This window comes from Gimesia algae (assembly GCF_007746795.1).
Classification (GTDB): Bacteria; Planctomycetota; Planctomycetia; order Planctomycetales; family Planctomycetaceae; genus Gimesia; species Gimesia algae.
This window is the reverse complement of sequence record NZ_CP036343.1, coordinates 3196134-3219545: the sequence shown is the minus strand read 5'-3', so window position 1 is coordinate 3219545 and position 23412 is coordinate 3196134. Positions and strand designations below refer to the sequence as shown.

Here is a 23412-nt window from a genome sequence, read left to right as displayed (position 1 = left end):
TTTGAGTTACATGGATCTTATCCCGTATCTGTCCGACATCGAGTCTCCGGACAGTTGACAGGAAACATCCACATGATCCCTATAGAAATAATCCCTGAATTTGCGGATGTCCAGCCTTTTTGAACCTGGTTTTCGAAAATTTTTTCCGGATCCACCAGAGTCAGATTACAAAAAAATCGGTTGTACCAGATCGTGGTACAACCGATTTCATTTTTTCAAAACTCAATAGCGACTACTGAGCAACAACTTCCGGACCCTCGACCTGCTCAAAATATTTTTCGACCTGGTACTTTGCTTCCAGTTCCTGGCTCCATTCGAAATTGGTCTGCTGCTGTTCCATCTGGGCCATAGGCAGATACGGAGAAAAGAAGAAGAACATGTCTTCCTTCAGAAACTCCTGGTACATGGCAGTCAATCCGCCTGGTGTGGAGGGGATGCGATTGATGACTTTCACGACATAGCAGACCGATTTTTCGGAATTCATAACCACGCCGACTTCCCCGTCGTCCAGGTTATCAAAGACCTGTTCCATGAATTCATTACCGGCACCTTCAACTGCTGAAATACTCGACAGTTCAGGGCGGGGCATGGAAAACGGGTTGCTGGCATTGGCCGTTGAGGTCCGCATCCAGCTGAAGGATTCCGTTGTGGTCGTGGACAACTCGGTCCCCTCCTTCTTGCCGGTGATGGTCTGACCTTCGATCGCTGCCGCCATTTCTTTATCGCCGCTGATCAGTTTTTTCAGCTCTTCTGCCCGTTTCTGAGCCAGGGGGCGGGCTTTTTCCAGCTTCAGCTGTGCCGTGATCTGCTGATCAATTTCAGGATCATCAAATTTAGGAATGGTGGCATCAACATGCTTGATCTTCCAGTAGCAGAGTAATCCGCTGGAGAAGGAGTCTTCTGCCTCATAAGGCATATAGGTCAGATTGACAGGTGTCTCAAACAACTGCTCGATGGCAGTCCTCGGTTGCGCTGCAAATTGATTAATAGTTGGCTCTTTGGCAGTGCCCAGTGGATATTTCTCAGATTCCGACATCTCCTGAGCCGACATCATCGGAGTAATATTGTAAATCAACTGATGTTTGGCAGCATACTCTTTCAAGGCTTTGGTCGCTTCTTCCGGAGTCGGCCGAGTAGCCCCTTCCTCCGGGTTGGTGATTTTATCACTGAGTTCATTCATGAACATCACAGCCTCTGAAATTTTATCTTTCATCAATTTCAGCGTACTTTCACGCAACAGCTGATCGCGGATTTCGCTTTTCAAATCATCATTCAGAGGACGATACGGTTCCAGCGGAGGCGGAGTCGTTGTGGTCGGTTCTGGTTTTGCTCCCTCTGCTTCTGCACCCGGTTTGGGGGCGACAATGGGGGTCTCAGCTGGTTTTTCATCTAACAGAGAAACGAATGTGGTTGACTCAGTCGCCAGTGCACTCGACTCTTCTTTCTTTTCTGTTTTCGGTTCGGGTTTTGTTGCCGGCTCCGGTTTCGGATCAGCCTTGGGTTTGGCAGGTGTCTCTGCTTTAGTGGGCGCTGCTGCCGGTTTGTCTGCTGGCTTCTCGGCAGCTCCCGGTTTCGCTGCTTCCGCTGGCTGCTCGGTTTTGGGACCAGCAGGAGCAGGCAGTTCCGGTGCCGTCGGTACTGTTGAACCTGCGGGAAGATCAGGAATCGGATTGTTTTTGTAGAGGCGTTCTTTATTGTCTTCGTAGAATGCTGCAATTTCTTTGTCTGTCACAGGGGGAACCTGTTTTTCGGTATCGACGTAATCCGCCATCAGGTATTCCACCTGTACCTTTTGAGGCTGGCGTAATCCAGGGGTGCCCGGTCCTTTTTCGCCTGGAAAGACCGCTTTGTAGGTCTCAAAAAATGCTTTTTTCTCCGTAGCAGTTGGCGCGGGGACCTCCTCTTCAAAATCTTTGACTGGTAAGGCAACCAGTTCCAGTTCCTGGCGGACATTGAACTTCTTATAGAAGTTCCAGTATTGATCAGGAGTCAGAGAAACCTCAGGTCGCAGCATCTGGAAAGCCAGTCGTGCCTGCAGCTGATCGCGGAAAATGTCGTAAAGCTGCCCCTCAGTCATTCCCATTTCCTTGCAGATCTTCTGAAAGGCTTTGCGGCTGAGTTTGTTATTTGTGTAGCGGGAAATGTAGTTGGAAATCGCATCATCCGAGACGACCAGATTCATCTTTTCCGCTTCTTTGCGGAACAGAAACTCAAGAATAATATCGTCTTCCATCTCACGACCGAATCCGAACATGGCACCACGCGGGGGTTGGGGGCGTTGTTGCTCTTCTTCCGTCAGTGAGGCCATATAGGATCTCATGATAAACTGATTGGCAACATTACGGTTATGGACCATCTCCTGATACTGTCTCTGGTCAATGTCACCGGCGGTACTCTTAACAACGGTTTCAGCTCCGACGCGTGGAATATACAAATAACCCACGAAGAAGCCGATAATGACCCCCACTGCCGCGAAGTGAATTCCTTTACCCCGGTCCCGGCCGAGATACCAGAAGACGAACCCGAAGAACAGCATTCCCGCAATCGGGGGAAACTGCGCCGGTGTGAGTTGGTCCATGACAATAAAGGCGAACAACGCCAGAATGGTAAGCGGAACCATTAATACTTTTTGTTTTTTACGAAACAATTCCAGTGGCGAGGCCATTCTGTTTCCTTCTTCAGTCTGCAAGTCGAATGAATTCGATTTCCTGTAGTGAACTTCCGGTGTCAACGAGATCCGATTCTAGTAATCGCTGGTTTTCGTATCTTCCAATTGGAAAAGAGTTTTCCGTTTATTTCATGTGTTGTAATTTATTCCGGCCATTCGTGAAAGTCTTCTCTTAAAGAATCCTGCTGTTTCCTGTCTGTTCTTACACTCAAAAGTACCCGGTTTCGGGGCTGCCTGACCTGTGAAAAAAATAAATACAGGCTTGACAGAGACTTTTAAGGCGGTTAGAGATTGCCGGATGAAGTTTACAAACTGATCTGGATTCAGCAGATCTGATATAGAATAAACAGGAATGATTAAGCCGCGTATTGTAGCCAGCTTGACTCTGGAGGCAAGGTCGACGTCGGTTTCTCAGGAAGGGCAGGTCTGGTGGCAAAGAAAAAGCTGAAGGCACTGGTGATCGTGGAATCACCGGCAAAAGCCAAGAAAATCGGCAGCTATTTAGGCAGCGACTATAAGGTGCTGGCCAGTATGGGCCATGTACGCGATCTGCCTACGAAAGCCTCTGATGTTCCTTCTGAATTCAAGAAAAAACATAAATGGGCGACCCTGGGGGTCAATGTCGAATCCGAATTCGAACCTTATTATCTGGTCCCCAAAGAGAAGAAAAAAACGGTCAAAGAACTTAAAGATGCTCTGAAAGATGCCGAAGAGCTGATTCTCGCGACTGACGAAGACCGCGAAGGGGAAAGTATCGGCTGGCATCTGGCCGAGTTGCTGAAACCCAAAGTCCCCGTGAAACGCATGGTTTTCTCGGAAATTACCGAAGAAGCCATTCAGGAAGCGATCGCCAACCCCCGCGAGCTCGATCTGAACCTGGTCTCAGCTCAGGAAACCAGACGCGTATTGGATCGTCTGTACGGGTTTACATTAAGCCCGCTGTTATGGAAAAAGATTGCCCGGGGTCTGTCTGCTGGTCGCGTCCAGTCGGTGGCCGTACGAATTCTGGTCCAGCGCGAACTGGAACGGCTTGCCTTCAAAAGTGGTACTTACTGGGATTTGAAAGCCCAGCTTAAGACGGATGCAGGTGCCGAATTCGAATCGATGCTGATGACGGTCGGTGGTAAAAAGGTCGCCAGCGGTAAAGACTTCGACGAGTCGACCGGTAAACTGAAAGAGGGAGCAGATGTCCTGCTGCTCAATGAACAGCAGGCAGATGACCTGCTGGAGCGGGTCAAAAAATCGGACTGGACGGTCACCTCGGTCGAACAGCGAATGCAACAGCGCAAACCACCGGCTCCCTTTACAACCAGTACATTGCAGCAGGAAGGTAACCGCAAGCTGAACATGTCGGCCCGGGAAACCATGCAGGTCGCCCAGCGACTGTATGAAGACGGTCACATTACCTATATGCGTACTGACAGTGTCAATCTCTCCAATGAAGCGGTCTCCGCATCCCGTCAACGGATTGAAGATCTGTACGGCAAAGATTATCTCAGCCCCGAGATTCGCCGTTTTGATACCAAGTCCAAAGGGGCGCAGGAAGCACACGAAGCGATCAGACCCGCCGGAAAGTCGATGAAAACGGTGGAGGAAATCGGCCTCAAAGGACAACAGGGAAAACTATATGCCATGATCTGGAAGCGGACGATGGCTACCCAGATGGAAGAGGCCCGTCTGCGATTCCAGACCGTTACTATCACAGCCGACAACGCCGAATTCCGAGCCACCGGTCGTCATGTTGAATTTCCCGGTTTCTTCCGTGCTTATGTGGAAGGCTCGGATGATCCTGAAGCAGCATTGGATGACAGCGAATCCGTGTTGCCTCCGCTGGAAGAAAATCAGGCTCTGGAAGCCAGTGAAGTGGAACCACTCAAGCACGAAACCAAACCACCCGCGCGCTACACGGAAGCGACCATCGTGCGTAAAATGGAAAGTGAAGGCGTCGGCCGTCCGAGTACGTATGCATCGATCATCGGGACAATCCAGGATCGCGGCTACGTCAAAAAATCAGGCAGCCAGCTGGTTCCTACGTTTACCGCGCTGGCAGTCACGCGTCTACTGGAGAAGTTTTTCCCGAACCTGGTCGATCTGCAGTTCACCGCTGCCATGGAACAGGAACTCGATGACATCGCCGTCGGTGAAGGGGACCGTCTGCCTTATCTGAACCAGTTTTATCGCGGGGAAGCGGGGCTCGACGAACAGGTCAAAGCCAAGGAAGAGACCATCGATGCGCGGGAAATCTGCACGCTGGATCTGGAAGGCATCACCTCGGCTGTCCGCGTTGGTCGCTATGGACCTTATGTTTCGAATGAAGCAGATGAAGAACCGGTTTCAGCTTCCATTCCCGATAATATTGCTCCCGCGGATCTGACCAACGAACTGGCTGAAAAATTAATCCGGCAGAAAGCCGAAGGCCCGAAATCACTCGGCATGCATCCCGAGGAAAACACCCCCATTTATAAACTGCATGGACCGTTTGGCCCTTATCTGCAGTTGGGAGATGTAGTCGAAGATGGCCCGAAGCCGAAGCGCGTCAGTATTCCGAAAACTGTCGACCCCGATACGATTGACTTTGAAACTGCTTTGAAATATCTGAGCCTGCCTCGTCCGTTAGGCGAACATCCGGAGACCGGTAAAAAGGTCAACGCGGGCATCGGTCGTTTCGGTCCTTATGTGCTGCATGATAAAGTTTATAAGTCGCTGGGTAAGGAAGACGACATCCTGACCATCGACCTGCCTCGCGCAGTCGAACTGCTCAAACAGGCGCGTAAACGCAGTGCCCCGACTCCGATTCGTGATCTGGGCAAACATCCTGAGGACGAAGAACCGATCGGCATCTTTGATGGTCGCTACGGACCGTACGTGAAGCACGGCAAAATTAACGCGACAATTCCCAAGGGATACGAAGTGGATAACGTCACGCTGGATCAGGCCATTGAGTGGCTGGACGCGAAAGCGGAGAAAAAAGGCGCAAAGAAGGCAGCCAAAAAGAAAACAGCAGCCAAGAAAACCACCAAAAAAGCAGCCGCGAAAAAGACAACTAAAAAAGCGGCAGCAAAAAAGAAGACTACCAAAAAGAAAGCAGCGAAAAAAACAACAAAGAAAAAAGCTGCTAAGAAAGAAGAATCAGAAGAATAACAGCACAATTCAAATCAGACCGATGCTTTCGAGGCGTCGGCCTGTTTTTTTTTCGACTCCGTCTGCTCCTGCTCGATCTCTTCGCATCGCTTTCGATCTGCTTCTTCAACCTCTTCCTGGTCCAGATCAAATTCTTCGATCAGTTCGCGCCGCCGCATGGTGACCTTCCGATCAAATTCACTCAGCACGTCCAGCGCGCGATCACGCGACGTCACCAGGCCGATAATCAGATATTGCGTAATTGCCATGCCATAACAGACCCAACCCACTGTATCGATGGCGATCGCGGACAGAATCGCAAAGACCGGGGAGGAACGGTTTATATGCTGGCAGATCACTCCTTTCAAAATGGTACGCCATTTTTCTTTTAACTCGCGCCAGATTCCATATTCTTTAGACAGTTTTAATTGGGGAGGACCGGGATGAATGATCGAAAACAGTTCCTGGTCGGGCATGGCTTCGATTACACCGATCGCCAGCATGATCCGAAAGCCCATCAGGATCCAGCCTTCGGTTCCCTGCAGGCTCATCGGGACCCAGCCAAACAGCGCAGCCTCCATGTTCGCAGTCGCAGCCAGCAGCAACAGGGATCCACGAAACCATTGCTCTAAATCCTTTTCCAGTTCCTCGTCGATTTCCTGAACCCGCACTACTTTATTGAGAATCAGGTGGAAGACCGGGATGGCAATCAGACCGATAAAGAAACGTGTTAAAGGTTTTAACAGGTTTCTGAAATAGGGGTTGGCAAACAGGATGCGAAAAAATCCACCCACAACGGTTCCTAACTGATCGAAGGGTATTGGCACGAGTTTATCTCCTGACAGTGTAAACGCAGGTGGTTCTGTCAGGGATTAAAAAGACCGCGGGAAATTCGGGTCTTAAGCGTAAATCGTTTACTTATTATGCCTTAAAATGCTCCAGTGAGACAAGGTAAATCTGGAGCAAACCATTTACCAGCGAATCTGTTCATACAGTTGCAGTAAACGTTGCCCACGGTTCGGGTTGAGTTGCTGCACATATGCCACACGCCCGCGCAGATGGCTGGCAAAATCGGGATGATTCTCGCGATTCTGAGTTCCCGGACCCTGGCGAATGCAATTTGTGAGAATCGCTTTCAGCAGATCAAATTCTTTGCGTGGCACATTGGGATGTTCGTTCACAACGACGCCGGTCACTTTCTGCTGCTGATTATCTCGCAGCACGCGGCGTTTCATGTGGTTCACCTGAAACCGTTCTGAGCGGATGATCTGATTGACCAGAGGCAGAAAGACTTGCAGTGATCGCAGAAACGGTTCTGATCCCGAAAAGGTCAGGTCATCTGCATAGCGTGTGTAGTCAGCATCGAAGGCGCGCGCCAGACCGGAGAGCCGAACGTCCAGCGAATAGGCCGACAGGTTCGCCAGCGCTGGAGAGGTGGCTGCGCCTTGAGGCAGATGCCGTGACAGATAAGGAAGCAAAGGGCGCAGGCTGCCATCCGGAAAAGGTAGACTCATGGGGATCACGGAGGTCGTTAACCGCGCCAGATAAAGTGATGCTTCACGGCAGTAGCCCAGGTTGCGAAAGATGGCAACGACGCGGGAAAATTTGACGCTGGTATAAAAATTCTCCAGGTCAAATTTGACAACCACACGTTTGCCCGTGTGTGGTGCCGCATTCGTCACAGAAGAGCGGCCTCTTACGAATCCATGCGCGGCTGTGTGCAGAGGAACCTGATTTAAGATCTCCTGCAGGATCTGCTGCTGTGCCATTTTCAAGAACGGGCGCGGCGATTCGATCAGGCGAAATCCGGACCGTTTTGGCTTCCAGTGATAAATGTAATGCGATTCCTGTGCTTCATCAGGACGGTCGAATTGTGTGAAGCGGTGGGTCAGCCAGGCCAGTTTCCCCACTGGGATCTGCAGCCACTCAGCAAGTTCCATTGGCGTAGAGAACTGCGGCAGTTCGTAACGAGCCAGTTTCTGAGCATCGCCATCTTTGGTCATATCGAAATAATGACCGGTCCTCGCTCCATAGCGTGCCAACTCGTAGGGGGGCGCTGCCACTTCTTCGATATTCTCGACCCGGTCCGAATGAACGCTGGTGTAGCGTAATGGTTCCAGTTTGGCTTTGCATCGGGGTTTGCGGGGACTGGTCTCTTCCGGGACGGGAGTCGACTCTACTGGCGAGACAGACTGGCTCGGTGGAGAACCGAAAAAGATCCGTCGTAAGAAATCAAATAAACCCATTGAGAAAACCTGCAGTCATTCCGTTTCAATATAAGGCAATAATAGTGATGCCTAAAAAAATGGCCAGCGGGCCGCACAACCGATCCTGTGACGAAGTGTTGCTACGATAAGCGTCTATCGTAGCGACACTTCAAGTGTCGATGCATGGTCAATCCTTCTCCCGCGGGGTATCCCCGCAGAACTCTGAGTGATCAGTCAAGATTCAGTCAGAGTCAGAACTTGTGCGACCCACTGCCCATTATGTCTGCAAATCGTAGCCTTTTCGTGAGATGCGTCAATGTTAAGTCTTGTGAATCTGACCAATGCCTCTATTTTCCATCAGGATAAAAGTTTTGTAAACGGAGTGGTTCCAGCGGACAGTATACAGCTCTGAATCCCACATTCGGAACTGCAATTGCTTCGATTCGCAGACCCGGCTACAGTGCGATCAATTTAGGATCTTTCACAGGAGTGCATTCCCATGCATTATCAGATAAGCTGTCTCAGTCCAGGTAAAACGAGCATGCTGCACGCCTGATAAAGATAGATATACAAACAGAAAGTTGAGCTGATGCTGGGAAATGTCGCTCCCACCGAATTCGATTTGCGTTTTTCCTTATTTGGAATCCCGATCCGCGTTCATCCTCTGTTCTGGGTGATGGCAGCGTTCATGGGCTGGTATCCAAATGATCTGAAAATCACGTTCATCTGGATCGCCTGCGTCTTTATCTCGATCCTCGTGCATGAACTGGGGCATGCTGTCATGGCCAAATATTTTGGCTGGCCTCCGGAAATTGTGCTGTATCACTTTGGAGGACTGGCGATCTACCAGCCCTATTCAGGTCTGACAACACAACGTTCCATCATTATCTCGGCAGCAGGACCCATGGCTGGATTCGGGCTGTATGGAGCAATATTTTTCTTCAGATATATCTCAGTTCGCTATGGAATGTGGGACGGTTTCAGTGAACAGGCCCGAATTTATATTGGTGCAGCCTTTCATGATCTGCTGTTTATTAATTTGATCTGGGGATTAATCAATCTCGCTCCCGTGCTGCCACTGGATGGCGGTCATATCTGCGAAGATATCTGTAAAACCGTCAGACGTTCACGCGGCGATGTACTGGCAATGCAGATCTCGATGGTCGTTGCCGGCGGTCTGGCTGCTTATTTCTTTATGCACCAGCAGCGCTATGCAGGAATCATGTTCGCGCTGTTCGCGTTCTTCAACTTCCAGGCGTACCAGCAGCGCAACAATATCTGGTAAAAATATTGTGAGAGTGGCTGTCAGCAGGCTCAGAAACCCAGGCCATCACCGTTCAGTTCAGCCGTCTTCACTGTACCATCGGTGATATTGAACATACCCGGATAAGAGCGTTTCCACTTTTTATTCGGTCCGGGACAGTACTGGCGGCCATTGCCTTCAATCGCAGCGATAGAAGGAATTCGTGCAGCCAGGCTGGCAGAATGCAGGAACGAATAACCGCAGCAGGTCAGGTCCTGTACGCAGAGGAACATGTCAAACTTCTGGGCGGCAGCACCCAGGAACAGCGATTCTGTCTGGCCTTTACAGGCTTTCAATGCCACACCTGAGTAACCCAGATCACGGCTCAGCAGCAGCGATTCATAATCCACCAGCGATTCATCAATCACTACGGGTTTAATCTTGGCTGCTTCGTGCATTTTGTTTTCGGGGTTGGCCTTCAGATCGCGATTAGTAGGCTGTTCGATGTATTGCACACGATCAAAGGCAGCCGGTGTCTGCTCACGGATTTTGTTGAGAAATTCCAGGACGTAATCCACGTTCTCACATTTCTCATTGAAATCAAGAGAGTAGACCCACGTATCATGTCCACGCTCACCCTGTGCTTTGACGGCTTCATTCTCGACGGCAATCACGCGGCTGATATCCCAGTCCATATTGTCACCGGAAAGTTTGATCTTCAGGTGCGTCAGGCCGTCAGCTTTGATCCACTCACCCAGTGTCTCAGGCAGGCCGTCATCGACTCGTTCTGTAATGTCGGCTTCGGTGATCGGGTCCAGTGCGCCTACCAGGTGATACAGCGGCAGTGTCGGCTTGGGATCACGTAGCGTGTATTGATCCAGGTACTCACCTTTAAATTGATCATCCAGGTATTCGCTCAGATCATGGATCATGTATTCAGAAGATAGACCATTGTAGCTGTTGATATGGTTGGCGCGCCCAAAGCCATCATGAATTGCCGCGTCCAGCGGACTGGAGGCGACCAGTTGTGCCAGTTCCGGAATTTCTTCTGCCAGGCCGAGTCGCTTGGAAAGCTTCTTCGCCATGAAATGGTATTCAGCAGAGATGTGATACATCAAATCGATCGGGTGCGCAACTTCCGGACAGATATTGGCGATCTCGACCGCTTCTTCCAGAAAATTGATCATTGCTTTCAGCGAATCTTCCGGACTGACGATTGCGGATGGCCAGGCCCAGATATTTCCCGCCGGCATGCTGCCGATCCCGATACCCTGTTTTCCATTACGTGTTTCAACGATGACTTCCACATTCAACAGAACGCTGCTGTCCATCACCCGACCACCAAATTTGAGCGGGGTCCGGAAAGGGACTTCTTCAGTTGAAAATTTTGCCTCAACGATTTTGATATCTGTTGACTTGGGCATCGGTCTGAAATTATTCCTTCATGTTACTGGAGATCTGACGAAAAGTTCATCTGTGAATTATATGTCGTCCTGTAGAACACAAGTTCTAAACTCGATTTTATAACCATTCAGTTCAATCTTCAAGAAACGAACCAGATACATTCTCGCTTGAGAAAAAACCCGAAAAAAACAGTTTTTCCGATTCCTTTCCAGGCCAGAGCATGTTAGAGGCTTCCTGCCTGCTCAGATCGCGCGCCCCCTCTGGCTGAATCTGCCGCTGGTAACTGAGAATTTGATCTGCCAGCGAAGTCAGGCATTCCTCCTGGTCGGTGCCGGTCCCATACAGGGTGCACACAGGAGTGCCAGCCGGAATTCTGGCTCTCCGGTCAGGAACATCAGCTAAAGCAGGGATCTGCCAGAGTGCCTGTTCGATAGATGGTTTAAAGGCCAGATCCGGGGCTGTCAGATCCGTCGGCGCATACAAGATTCCCTTCGAAACAGGTGATAATTGCTGTTTCTCGCAGACTTTGAGTAACTGAATCAGCTCTTCGGCTGAGGATTTGGCTACAGTTGATGATGCATCGCAGGAATGACAGGCGGCATGCTGCCACCGCAGTAGAGGCAGTCGAAATTGCAGCTCAAAAAGTTCGGTCAACGCAGTGTAACGGGGATTGACTTCGGTGAGACATAATCCCGGTTGCTGGTCCGGATTCCAGATCAGATCGCAGCCAAACAGACCTCTGAGAGAGCATCCACTCGCGACACTTTGTCCCAGTTTTTCCAGAGTTTGTCGCCACTCAGGCGGCACGGGTGATAATATCATTCCGCCACAAAACTGAAAACCGTTAGCATGCAATACCCGGTTTCCAATAAATTGGACTGCAGTACCGACCAGCACACAACAGTCAGGAAACGCGATAAACAACGCGGACAGTGGGATTCCAGGTTGATACTGCTGTAGATAATATTGCGTAGCATCGGCTGGGGCAGCAGTGTGTGAATCGACGAAACCGATTCCCTGGCCGCCGGCACTCAGGAGCGGCTTGCGCAGCCATCGTCCCTGCAGGGGAGTATTCGACTGGTGGGGCAGGCTGGTCGCAAATGGAATAGATTGATTTGCAAGCAGACCCTGCAGAAAAAAAGGATCACGCACTTTTTTTAAAGATTTCCCGGCATTTCCCAGCAGTGTATGACGTTGATTGATCGAGTTGATCAGTTCCGGCCGGTTTTCCAGTGCGCCAGTGTAGATCCAGTCTTGTGGCTCCTGTTTCATGATCTCTTCCAACCAGTGATCATGATCGTCTATTTTGAAGACAACCTCAGATATGGCGCGTAGATCCCGGTCAGCAAACTGATCCGCACAGACGGGCTGAAAGCCGGCACGTACTGCAGAACAGGCGGCAGCACGCGTGCTGCCGCCGACGATCAGTAAGGAAGAGGGTCCAGGAAAATTCACGGTTTTTTTCTAAACATCTGACAGAGTACTGGAACAGAGTACTGGAGGAGTGCCATGACAATTTTATGAGGATTTAGAGTGATTACCAGCGGTTTACTGGCAATCCGCTTCTTAAATTGTTATTACTTGTTACAGGCTACGAATGATCCAAGGTGAACCAGGCTGGAATAGTTTGTTTCTCCGTCCCTTCAGGACTGCGGTATTCGTGATCCGTTTTTAATTGTGCTAACAGCATAACTATGTGAACCTGATAAGAAATGGAGAACGAAGAATGTCAATGTTTGTCGGTGAGTCACTTGTGGGTGATGGTAATGAAGTTGCTCATATCGATTTGTTGATCGGTGACAAAACTGGTCCTGTCGGTACAGCTTTTGCAAACGCTCTGTCCAGCCAGAGAATGGGTCATAGTAATCTGCTGGCTGTCTTATCACCAAACCTCGCAGTCAAGCCAGCCACCGTGATGGTCACTAAAGTCACCATCAAAGGTGCAAAGCAGGCCGTGCAGATGTTTGGCCCCGCTCAATACGCCGTCGCGAAAGCAGTCGCAGACAGTGTTGAAGCCGGCGTGATTCCTAAAGATCAATGCGAAGACCTCGTTATTGTCTGTGGTGTCTTCATCCACTGGGAAGCGGACGATGATAAGAAAATCTTCGATTACAACTACGAAGCAACCAAAGAAGCCATTGCCCGTGCGATGAAAAACGAGCCTTCTGTTGATGAAATGATCGCCAAGAAGAGTGAAGCAACTCACCCCTTCTACGCTGGCTGATCCAGACAGTAGCGATGGTGGAATCGAATACATACCCCTGTTCTTCTGGAGCAGGGGTATTTCGTTTGGATCGTTTCTTATTTGATTTAGTAATCGAGATCTCTCATGAAAAAAATACTGATTCAACTAGATACCGATACGCACGCCAGCTCGTTTGATCGCGTCGTCGCCATTGATGCCGGCGTAGATGAGTTAATGAGCTATAGTGACGTGACTCCCGTTAACGTGGAGCCACTTGTGCATGGCGCGATGTTTACCCGGGGGCCAAAAGAGCTGAACAATACGGCGCTCTTTGTCGGTGGCAGTGAAGTGCATTCCGGCGAAACTCTGTTTCAGAAAATTCAAAACACATTCTTCGGTCCCATGCGGGTCTCTGTCATGATGGATTCGAACGGCTCCAACACTACCGCGGCTGCTGCCGTTCTTGCAGCGGGAAAACATCTCGATTTTTCCGAGACGACTGCTCTGGTGCTCGGTGGCACCGGTCCCGTTGGTCAACGTGCCGCACAACTACTGGCAAAACGGGGTGCGAAAGTCATTCTCGCTTCTCGCTCAATCGAACGGGCACAGGCGGCCTGCGATGCGATTGACCGGATTGTCGAAAACGCACAACTCACACCGCTGGCACTCAAAGATCACAAACAGATTGAAGAGGCCAACAAGTCTACAAACCTGATCATTTCCGCCGGTGCAGCCGGAGTCAAGCTGCTCCCAGCCGCCTGCTGGAAACCGATGAAACAGCTCAAAGTGGTCATCGACCTCAATGCGGTTCCCCCCGCTGGTATCGAGGAAGTGGATGTGATGGATAAAGCGACCGACCGGGACGGAATCCTCTGTTACGGTGCTATCGGCGTTGGCGGAACCAAAATGAAAATCCATAAAGCCGCCATCCAAAAGCTGTTTGAAACCAACGACATGCTGCTGGATACAGAAGAAATCTATCAGATTGGTGTCGAACTACAGGCCTGATTCCTGATGACAAAATGCTCCGGAGCTCCAGGTTCAGGTTGCTTTTACTAATCTGGAACAGCTAGAATTGAGTTTGCGAAATAAACTTCATCCTGGCAGATACCAGTGTTTCTCCAGACGTTCCACCCGATGGCTGTGAATCCAGATGAATCAAAATCTGAATGATGCCAATATCATGAAACGCGTTTGTGCAGGGGACTATCTCCTGTTCGACGAACTGGTATTGCGCTACCGGGAACGACTCTTGAGATTTGCCTGGAGTAAATATGGTCGGCAGATCGCTGCCGAAGATCTGGTGCAGGAAGCATTTCTGGCAGCCTTTGCAGCCAGGGATTCCTATAATCCGTCCTTTGCATTTTCGACCTGGCTCTGGACAATATTTTTGAACCTGTGTCGGCGACATTATAAACAACAGATACGTCAACCGCGTGAAATGGTACGTTCTTCTTTCAGTACCTCAGAAAATACGGTGATACCGGAACCCAGTTCTTCAGAAACTCCTCTGCAGGCGGTCTTGAAAACAGAACAGTTTGAACTGCTGACAATGTATCTCGCAGAACTGCCTGAAGTTCAGGCTGACTCACTGCGGTTGCGTTTTTTCGGTGGTATGAAATTTACGGAAATCGCGTTAACAATGGACTGCAGTTTATCAGCAGCAAAGATACGTGTGAAAAACGGGTTGCTTCAACTGGCTCATCGTTTTTCTGAAGATAAGGCTTCGGAAGGAGATGTCTCATGAACTGTGACGAAGCGTTTGAATTGATCACCCATCCTACAGATCATCAGTGTAAAGAATTGCAATGGCATCTGGAATTGTGTCCACGATGTCGGCAGATGCAGGAGACACTGTCGCCTGCACTCAGTTCGTTTCACCAGATTCTGGGCGAGTCTTCGGATGAGAATGAGTTAACCGATCATTATTCCGACATGTCTCCCACTGCGGATCACAATGAACTGCCCGCATTTCCGGCTGCCGGAAAACCATTTCTTTCAGCCGAAACCGTGCGGATGGCAGAGCAGGCTGCCACACGACTGACAGCAGAAACCAGCTTGAACCGGAAGGCAAGCGGCCCCGCCCCCCTCAAGCCGAATCAGAAACGCCTGATGAGCGCCGCTTTGATTCTGATGGCCGGGATTCTGATGGGCTGGGGGATCTCTCTGGACGTACCGGAAAATTCAGTTCCCGGCGCTGCCAGTCTGCCTCAAGGACAACAATCCTGTCTCTGGATTGCACAGCGCGAAGAGATCGCCAGGTATTCTGCCCGGATGGAAAAGTCGTCCGTCAACAACGTGGTGCTCTCTTGTGTGGCCTGCCACTTACAGTCTTCGGCTGAATAATTCTCTCTGCAAAACCCGCAGGCATCTGTACGCCGTTCGCGTAATTATTACGTAAAAATAGCTGCAAAACTGCCTTTTTTTGTAAGACTTACAAGCTGCAATCTTCTGCAGAGCGTTTTTTTCAAACGATCTCAGTAAATCTGAATGTCAATGAAAAACTCATCTTGCGGCTGTTTTGCTTTTCCGTTATTTCTACGCAACCCACAATTAACCTGAGGGTAACTTTCCTGTCTTACACTCCCTTTTCTCACATCCTCTCTGAGATCACAGGGTCTAAAACAACGTGAATTCCATCCCGTCACATTTGAGTGAACCTCATATCTTTTCTCGTAAATATTACAATTGGATTCGACATGATAAGAGGTGTCTTGTCTGACACCAGATGCGGAAACGCATTTCGATTGGCTCTATGCCTGATCCTGGTACAGCTTACATTGTTCGGAGACTGCTTCAACGGAATCGTTCCGCTGATTGACTCAGCCTGCGCTCAGGAAACAGCGAAAAAGTCGATCTCATTGAACGATCCCATTTTCGATATTCAGGTGGAAGGAAATCACTCGATTCCCGCTCTGGCTATTTTACAGAAGACAAAAATACAACGTGGTCGACCTGCCTCCCGAGATCAGGTTCTGGAAGATGTGCGACTGTTGTTTGCCACCCGCTGGTTCTCCAGTGTTCAACCCGTCTATCGAAAAACGGAGCAGGGACTGGTACTGGTTTTCAAAGTCAAAGAACGACCGATTGTGGAAAAGGTCGAATTTCGTGGTAATAAAAAAGTGAAAACCAAGCGACTGGAAGCAACCACCGGATTAAAAGTCGGTTCTCCTTTCGATGTCTCTGCTAACCAGGAATCCGTGCAGCGTATCAAGCAGCTGTATGTCGAACGTGGTTACCGTTTTGCCGAAATCAAACTGCTGAAAGGGGACAACGCCGATGACCGCCAGGTGATCTTTGAAATCAACGAAGGTCCTAAAGTCATCGTCACTGGAATCAAGTTCAGCGGTAATAAATTTGGCAAGACTGGAGTCTTGAAAACCAAACTCCTCACTAAAAAAGCACCACTGGGTCTAAGTGTTTTTGGAGGCAAATTTGATCCTTCCACGGTCGAAGACGATCTGATTTCTCTCAAACAGTATTACAATAGCCTGGGTTTCTTCGATGTGAAAATCGACGAGAAAATCGGCTTTAATAAAGATCGTTCTCATGTACAGATTGAATACACAATCAACGAGGGAAAGCGATACAAGATTCGAGACATCCTGATTGAGGGGAACCGCATCTTTTCAGAAGAGGAAATTCGGGATAACATCAAACTGGCTTCTGGTGAGTTTTTTAACAGCCGCACGCTTTCAACAGACGTCGATAAACTGACGGACAAATATGGAGAACTCGGGCATCTGTTTGCCAAAGTCAATCCCGTCCCCCGTTTTCTGGAAGCACCAGGCGAAGTGGACCTCGTTTATCAGATCAGTGAAGACAAACCGTATCGCATCCGCAAAATTACAGCACATATTTCCGGGGATAACCCCCGCACAAAAAGCTCAGTGTTAACCAATCCCATGCTGGTCGCGCCTGGAGATCGGGCGAATCAGCGACTGATCGCCAAGAGTAAGCGGCGGATTGAAGGGAACAAAGTATTTCAGTCCGGTCCACAAAATGGACCCCGAATTAATGTGACCCGCGTCGATCCTCAGCGTGAGCTGGCAGAGATCCGTAGGGATGATGTCGTGCGTGGTCAAAATTACGAACTCGATCAGAAGTTCGACCAGGGGGTCATCTATGATGATGGCATCATTCATGAACAGCAGCGGAGTCAGGAAGTGTTCCGTGGCCAGAATTACGACAACGGCATTCCCGAACCATTGAATCCATTATTTGGCAACAGTCCATTGGGCGATCCCATGGGAACCGAATTTCCACAGCAGCAACCGGGTTGGGTCGATCTGGATGTGTACGCTTCCGAAAGTCGTACCGGTCGTCTGATGTTTGGCGTCGGTGTGAACAGTGATGCCGGGGTCGTGGGTTCGATCGTACTGCAGGAAGAAAACTTTGATATCCTCAGACCACCCCGCAGCTTCGAAGACATCATGGATGGAACTGCCTGGCGCGGTGGCGGACAACGGTTCCGTGCAGAAGCGGTTCCCGGGGATCAGGTCAGCCGTTATCTGGTGAACTGGACGGATCCATATTTTCTGGATACCAACTTCAGTCTGGGAGTCAGTGGGTTCTATTTCACCCGTTTCTATACCGATTGGGATGAAGAACGCGTCGGTACCCGACTCAGCCTCGGGCGACAGTTGACACAGGAGTGGTCGGTCAACGGTCAGTTCCGTCTGGAAAATGTTGACCTGCGAAATCCAAGGACGCCGACACCTCCGATCGTCCAACAGTCTGTGGGAAATAACCTGCTGAACACATTCCGGCTGTCAGCCACACATGATACTCGCGATGCGGCATTCCAGCCTGCGGAAGGACATATTCTGGAATTCGCGGCTGAGCAGGCCGTCGGTGACTTTGACTATAGCCGCCTGGAAACGAATGCCAGTCAGTACTTTACATTGTACAAACGGCCCGACGGGGGTGGACGTCATATCCTGTCTTTGAGTGCCTCTCTGGGCTGGACTGATACTGATACGCCCGTCTTCGAACGTTACTATGCCGGTGGTTTTCAGACATTCCGCGGTTTCGAATTCCGGGGTGTGACACCACGCCAGAATGGCGTCGCCGTCGGTGGTCGCTGGAGCTTCCTGGGTAGTGCTCAGTACATGGTACCGATTACCGCCGACGAAATGATCCAGATGGTCTTTTTCAGTGACTTCGGTACCGTCGAAGAGGATGTCTCTCTGGATCAGTTCCGTGTCGCCGTGGGTGCCGGTTTACGATTGACGGTTCCCGCCATGGGCCCCGTTCCTGTTGCACTCGACTTCTCTGTGCCTCTGGCCAAGGAATCCTTCGACCAGACACAGGTCTTCAGTTTCTATGTCGGGTTTACCCGCTAACAGTTTGGAGTACCGGCTGTTAAGTTGATCTGCAGCCGGATTTCAGAGCCGGCGCTGGTTTCAAAGTATCTGACTCTAGCCTATGATACAGGCTTATTGTTTGGATTTCGAAATTCTTCAGGAAGCAGCAGGCATGATTCTGGAAGGAATTGTCACCAGTCAAAATGAATCGGGGGAATTAAACATTGCTCCCATGGGCCCACAGGTCGATCAGGCAATGACACAGTTCATACTGCGGCCCTTTCAGACCTCGCGCACATTCAGCAATCTGAAAGAAACCCGGTCTGGTGTCTTTCACGTGGTCGACGATGTATTGCTGCTGGCAAAAGCCGCAATTGGAACTCTGCAGGAGATTCCAGAAACCTTTCCGGCGGAGAACATTTCCGGTATCGTACTGGCTTCAGCCTGTCGCTGGTATGAATTTCAGATTGAATCCATCGATGAATCAGAGGCTCGTACAGTCATGCAGGCGAAGGTAATCCATCAGGGACGCCTCCGCGACTATTTCGGTCTGAACCGCGCAAAACACGCGGTGCTGGAAGCAGCCATTCTTGCCACGCGTACCCATTTGATTAAGCAGAGTGATCTGCTGGCACAGTATCAGGCACTTGCGGAAATCGTCAGAAAAACAGCCGGACCGGATGAAGAGACCGCGTTTCGTTTACTGGAAGATTACATTTCTAAAGCGTATGCTGAAATATCGTCTTAAAACACTGTTCCTTAACCAAACTTACTCAGCCTGAAACTGAAACTGTCATGTCGCGTGAAGTGATCATCACGACGGGAAGTCGTCTGCATTGGGGGTTACTCTCCCTCAGTCCTCAAGTGGGACGCGAATTTGGTGGCATAGGCCTCATGATCCAGGAGCCGCAACTCAAGCTGTCCGTCACACAATCAACTGGCAGTACCGATACTGTGAAAGGCAGCCCTGGCAGTATTACCAAAATCAGGGAGGCACTTGCTGCGGTCCGCAATGAATGTCCCCAGCTGTATCGAGATCAGTTTTATGATCTGGTGTTGCATTCGGAAATCCCCCAGCACTGCGGCTTTGGTTCCGGGACGCAATTGAGTCTGGCAGTCGCACAGGCGCTGGCATCGATGGCTGAGGAACCTTCACTGACATCTGTAGAACTGGCACAGCGGGTCCAGCGCGGTGCTCGCTCTGCATTAGGCATTCATGGATTCACAGCGGGAGGGTTCCTGGTCGAAGGAGGCAAGCAGTCTACTGACGAGATCAGCCCCCTGGTGGTACGCGCTGATTTTCCTGAAGACTGGCAGATACTCCTGGTCACTCCGACAAATCGCACGGGAATCTCAGGGTACATTGAAGCCGATGCCATTCAGCAGTTAGGGGCCATGCCCCTAGCCACTACGGAAAAACTCTGCCGCCTGGCGTTGATGCAACTGGCACCCGCTGTCCAGACCCATGATTTCGAAGAATTTGCATCCGGACTGACGGAATTTGGCCATGTCGTCGGCGAATTTTTCAGGCCCGCACAAGGGGGGATTTTTGCTGATCCTCAGATGGCAGAACTGGAAAAGAAATTGAGATCCCGGGGAATTCGGGGAATCGCGCAAACCTCCTGGGGACCGACATTATCCATTATCTGCCAGGATGTGGAAATGGTAGCAAGCCTAGTCAGAGAATGTGGTTACGGTGAATTCTGTGAGCTGAGAACAGCCCGTCCCCTGAACGAAGGAGCCCAAATTCAGATCAACCAGATCTGATGAACTTTGAGTTTTGCGGTGGAAGTTCCAGAAACAGGTTGAATTCCAGAGAGGAATTCTTCGACTATAGTGGAAGGCTGTTATAATATGATGACCCCGATTAAGTAAAAACACTCTGAAAAGAAGTGAGTAATATAGGCTATGAGTTCCAGTCAAAATCAATCGGAAGTTTCACGACGCGATTTCCTGCGTGTGGGCAGTTTGAGCTTCGTCGGACTGTCGATGGCGGAACGCGCCGCCCTGGCGACCACTCAAAGGGATCGTTCCCGCAAAAACTGTATTTTCATCATGCTGACCGGGGGGGCCAGCCAGCTGGAAACCTTCGATCCCAAACCGGAAGCACCCTCAGAAATCAGGGGGCCACTCAAAGCGATTTCGACCACCATTCCCGGTGTCTTTCTGAGCGAAGCGTTTCCCCAGTTAGCACAACGCACCGGCCAGTTTTCCCTCGTGCGTTCCCTATATCATGATGCCGCGCCGATCCACGAAACCGGCCACCAGCTGCTTATGACCGGCCGACTTTCCCGGGGAGCATTGAATTATCCCTGCTTTGGTTCTGTCATCGCGCGACAGTGGGGGCCCCGTGGAGATGCACCTCCCTTCGTGGTCTTACCTCGACAGGTCACGTCACTCGGAGTGAATACCTATCGCGGGCAGCAGGCTACATTCCTGGGAGAAGACTTTGAACCGGCGACAGCAGTCGGAGAGTCCTCTGCGGCTGAATTTGAGATCGAAATTACGGGAGAATCCAAGGCGATTCAACAGCAATACGGTAAGCATCGCTTTGGCAGACTGTTACTGCAGGCACGTCAGCTGGTAGAACGGGGCACGCGGTGTGTTGTCGTCAATCTGTTTGATGATCTGCATCAGCAGTTGACCTGGGATTGTCACGGGACCGGGGCAGGGACCTCTGGTAAAGTTTATGAATATCGAGATTCACTGGGGCCCGCTTTTGACAAAGCACTCTCAACGTTGCTCGATGATCTTTCCGCTCGGGGCTTACTCGATGATACGCTGGTCATGGCTACGGGCGAATTCGGTCGCACCCCCCAGGTGAATGCTCACGGCGGCCGAGATCATTGGCCACATGTCTGGTCCGCGCTCGTCGCCGGGGGCGGGACACCCGGTGGTCAGGTCATTGGAGCCAGCGATGCGCGAGCGAGTGCGCCGGTCGAGCGTCCGGTCCATGCGTCTGAATTGACGGCGACCATCTACCATCATCTGGGATTAAATCCCGGCAGCTGTCTGGCGCGTACTGACCAGGAAGAGATCAGACTCGTCGATGCTTCCCCGATTGGCGAATTGATCAGCGGCTGAGCAGCGAGAGCGCGTCACAGATAACGATAGCGTCTCTCAATCTATGATACCCGGTCCAAATACCGCAAGAGACGCTACAGTAAAACTGGACACAGTCTAAAAGCAATCAGGCTCAAGGCTCAGGCGATCTCTGAACCGGGAGGGCAGTCTTCTGCCAGGACCCGTTCTACCTCTTCCCGCTTGCACTGAAAACAGTTACTGATTTCCTGAGCTGAAAAACCGGCCTGGCTCAGATAAACCATCATCAGCCGCTTTTCTGCAGTGGCAGACAGGGGCTGGGATTTTTCGTATATGAGAACATCGGGGCCAGCCTCCTGGCCCGGTTCACTCTGCTTCTGTTGTGTGAGCGCCAGTTGCTGGCGTAATCGGTTGATTTCCTGATCGGCTTCCCGCAACAGTTCGTCGAGCACACGCAGACGATCATCGCTGCGGGATTCTATTTCTCTGCCGTACTCATACAGCTTGATTTCCAGCTGATTGAGTCGGTTGAACTGGTTCTGTTCCAGACTGGAAAGCTCCTGTTGTGCTTCGTCCAGTGGATTGCGATTTCGTACCTGCTGCTGATATCGAAAGTTTTTACGCAACGCCCAGGCAACCGTTAAGAGTAACACCCCCGTCAGTACTGTATTGGTATCGCTCAATTGAAACATAATTGGCCAGTCATCCTTTACTACCAGACAAATTTGAACTGCGGTTCGGTTTTTGGCTCGTGTGTGATCATCCTGATCATGTAACGCGAGCCTACCCGTGATCGTGATCGTGATCGTGATCGTGATCGTGATCGTGATCGTGATCGTGATCGTGATCGTGATCGTGGTCGTGGTCGTGGTCGTGGTCGTGGTCGTGGTCGTGGTCGTGGGGAACATTTGCTGCGGGCAAAGCAGGGCGCGCCTGTGTTCCATCAAACAGATAAGCGGCTTCGGCGGCCCGGTAAATGGTTCTCAGTGAAACCTGTTTTTCAGCTGCCAGTTGAGCACAGGCTTCATATTCCGGCGTGAAGACGGATTGATGATTCGGGGTGAGTGACAGTTTGCCAGCCACTTCTCCCCAGGTTGTTTTAACGGTGTGTGTCTGTCGTGCACGAATGGTGCGCTGCAGAACATGCCGCCGAATTCCCAGGGTTTCTGTTTCCTGAAACAGGATTGCTTCCAGACGTTCTACATCAGCGGGTTGACTGATCACGCTCAGCATGATTGCCGGGCGATCTTTTTTCATCTGAATCGCTGCACTATAAACATCCAGTGCACCGGCTGCCATCAGCTTCTGTTTGGTATAGCCAATCACTTCCGGAGTAATGTCATCCAGGTTGGTTTCCAGCAGTGTCACATAATCGGTGTTGCTGGAACTCACCAGTTCCCCGACAAAAATTCGCAGCAGGTTCGCCCGTTCGGGAAAGTTTTTCGTGCCGGCGCCATAGCCGATCTCTTCGATGGTCATCGCGGGCAGCATCGAAAACCGATCCACCATTGTTGCGATGATGGCGGCTCCCGTGGGAGTGGTCAGTTCAGCTTGAATCGGAATGTCAGCCAGGGGAATCCCTTTCAGGATTTCGGCAGTTCCGGGGGCCGGGACAGTACAGATCCCATGATCGATCTTGATCTGACCATAGCCGGTAGGAACCGGGCTGGAAATAATCTGTTCTACTCCCAACAGATCAAAGCCGATGGCGACGCCGACAATGTCCACGATGGAATCGATAGCACCCACTTCATGAAAGTGAACCTTGTCGATGGTGGAACCATGTACTTTGGCTTCCGCAGCAGCGATTGCCGAGAACAGCGCCAGCGACAGTTCATACTGCCGGGCGGTCAGACGATCCGACTGTTTGAGAATCTGGATGATGTCACTCAAATGGCGATGTGCGTGCTGTTCCGGATGCTCAATTTTGACGGATGTGGCGTGGAACCCTCCCTTCATCGTGGAAGAGAAAGTCAGTTTTACTCCAGGCAGTCCCAGTGAGTCGATCCCGGCACAAATCTGATCGGCGTCAACGCCGGCGTCGACGAGGGCCGCCAGGGTCATGTCACCACTAATTCCAGTTGAGCAATCTAAGTAAGCAATCCGCACAGTCAGGTATCCAGAGGGGCTAAGGTCAATGTAAGCAGGCAAAAGTCAGAAGCGAATTTTAAAGATAACCAGCGGGTTCACCAAGGTCAATTCGTGGCAGCCCTGGATTATGGGAATGGGGTAACCCT

General features: G+C 50.7%; 17 protein-coding genes. 10 read left to right on the top strand and 7 right to left on the bottom strand.

Going from position 1 to position 23412, the window contains the following annotated elements; all coding sequences use genetic code 11:
* Positions 1–232: 232 nt before the first annotated feature.
* On the bottom strand, positions 233–2665 hold the full coding sequence (locus Pan161_RS31225; protein WP_145226966.1) for a SurA N-terminal domain-containing protein: 2433 nt from the start codon (positions 2663–2665) through the stop codon (positions 233–235).
* A 432-nt stretch (positions 2666–3097) separates the two neighbouring features.
* On the opposite strand from Pan161_RS31225, the gene topA reads away from it, so the two are divergent.
* Positions 3098–5809 carry a type I DNA topoisomerase gene (gene topA / locus Pan161_RS11640; RefSeq protein WP_197995834.1) on the top strand — a complete coding sequence of 904 codons (2712 nt, stop codon included), beginning with the start codon at positions 3098–3100 and terminating at the stop codon, positions 5807–5809.
* 14 nt (positions 5810–5823) lie between these two features.
* Here topA and Pan161_RS11635 read toward each other — a convergent pair whose 3' ends face one another.
* Together Pan161_RS11635 and Pan161_RS11630 are read right to left on the bottom strand one after the other, a co-directional pair.
* Positions 5824–6615: a DNA topoisomerase I gene (locus tag Pan161_RS11635; protein ID WP_232103705.1), complete on the bottom strand. Its 792-nt coding sequence runs from the start codon at positions 6613–6615 to the stop codon at positions 5824–5826.
* Between the two features lie 144 nt (positions 6616–6759).
* Positions 6760–8034 carry a reverse transcriptase family protein gene (locus tag Pan161_RS11630; protein ID WP_145226964.1) on the bottom strand — a complete coding sequence of 425 codons (1275 nt, stop codon included), beginning with the start codon at positions 8032–8034 and terminating at the stop codon, positions 6760–6762.
* Between the two features lie 550 nt (positions 8035–8584).
* Here Pan161_RS11630 and Pan161_RS11625 point away from each other — a divergent pair.
* The gene (locus Pan161_RS11625) at positions 8585–9280 is read left to right on the top strand and encodes a site-2 protease family protein (RefSeq protein ID WP_145226962.1); all 696 of its coding nucleotides are present in this window, start codon (positions 8585–8587) and stop codon (positions 9278–9280) included.
* A 29-nt stretch (positions 9281–9309) separates the two neighbouring features.
* Here the strand turns inward: Pan161_RS11625 and Pan161_RS11620 are convergent, their stop codons facing one another.
* Together Pan161_RS11620 and Pan161_RS11615 are read right to left on the bottom strand one after the other, a co-directional pair.
* Positions 9310–10662: an enolase C-terminal domain-like protein gene (locus Pan161_RS11620; protein ID WP_145226960.1), complete on the bottom strand. Its 1353-nt coding sequence runs from the start codon at positions 10660–10662 to the stop codon at positions 9310–9312.
* Between the two features lie 112 nt (positions 10663–10774).
* Positions 10775–12097, bottom strand: a complete 1323-nt coding sequence (locus Pan161_RS11615) for an ATP-grasp domain-containing protein (protein ID WP_145226958.1) — start codon at positions 12095–12097, stop codon at positions 10775–10777.
* A gap of 271 nt (positions 12098–12368) precedes the next feature.
* On the opposite strand from Pan161_RS11615, the gene fae reads away from it, so the two are divergent.
* The 8 genes from fae to Pan161_RS11575 all read left to right on the top strand — a co-directional run bounded on the left by fae (position 12369) and on the right by Pan161_RS11575 (position 21217).
* Entirely contained in the window at positions 12369–12866 is a 498-nt protein-coding gene (gene fae / locus Pan161_RS11610) for a formaldehyde-activating enzyme (protein ID WP_145226956.1), read from the top strand.
* A 105-nt stretch (positions 12867–12971) separates the two neighbouring features.
* Positions 12972–13835, top strand: a complete 864-nt coding sequence (locus Pan161_RS11605) for an NADP-dependent methylenetetrahydromethanopterin/methylenetetrahydrofolate dehydrogenase (RefSeq protein ID WP_145226954.1) — start codon at positions 12972–12974, stop codon at positions 13833–13835.
* 145 nt (positions 13836–13980) lie between these two features.
* Positions 13981–14574, top strand: coding sequence for an RNA polymerase sigma factor (locus tag Pan161_RS11600; RefSeq protein WP_145226952.1), 594 nt, complete (start codon positions 13981–13983; stop codon positions 14572–14574).
* On the top strand, positions 14571–15173 hold the full coding sequence (locus Pan161_RS11595; protein WP_145226950.1) for a hypothetical protein: 603 nt from the start codon (positions 14571–14573) through the stop codon (positions 15171–15173). The genes Pan161_RS11600 and Pan161_RS11595 overlap by 4 nt, the downstream gene beginning before the upstream one ends.
* 368 nt (positions 15174–15541) lie before the next feature.
* Complete coding sequence (locus tag Pan161_RS11590; RefSeq protein WP_232103704.1) at positions 15542–18172, top strand: BamA/OMP85 family outer membrane protein; 2631 nt, start codon at positions 15542–15544, stop codon at positions 18170–18172.
* Positions 18173–18272: 100 nt separating this feature from the next.
* Positions 18273–18881 (top strand): DUF447 domain-containing protein, encoded by a 609-nt coding sequence (locus Pan161_RS11585; protein WP_232103703.1) that lies wholly within the window; start codon positions 18273–18275, stop codon positions 18879–18881.
* A gap of 47 nt (positions 18882–18928) precedes the next feature.
* Complete coding sequence (locus tag Pan161_RS11580; RefSeq protein WP_145226948.1) at positions 18929–19900, top strand: beta-ribofuranosylaminobenzene 5'-phosphate synthase family protein; 972 nt, start codon at positions 18929–18931, stop codon at positions 19898–19900.
* A 141-nt stretch (positions 19901–20041) separates the two neighbouring features.
* Entirely contained in the window at positions 20042–21217 is a 1176-nt protein-coding gene (locus tag Pan161_RS11575; RefSeq protein WP_145226947.1) for a DUF1501 domain-containing protein, read from the top strand.
* A gap of 119 nt (positions 21218–21336) precedes the next feature.
* On the opposite strand, the gene Pan161_RS11570 is transcribed toward Pan161_RS11575, so the two are convergent.
* On the bottom strand, positions 21337–21867 hold the full coding sequence (locus Pan161_RS11570; protein WP_145226945.1) for a hypothetical protein: 531 nt from the start codon (positions 21865–21867) through the stop codon (positions 21337–21339).
* Positions 21868–21958: 91 nt separating this feature from the next.
* Positions 21959–23284 carry a nickel pincer cofactor biosynthesis protein LarC gene (gene larC, locus Pan161_RS11565; protein ID WP_145226944.1) on the bottom strand — a complete coding sequence of 442 codons (1326 nt, stop codon included), beginning with the start codon at positions 23282–23284 and terminating at the stop codon, positions 21959–21961.
* Positions 23285–23412: the final 128 nt, after the last annotated feature.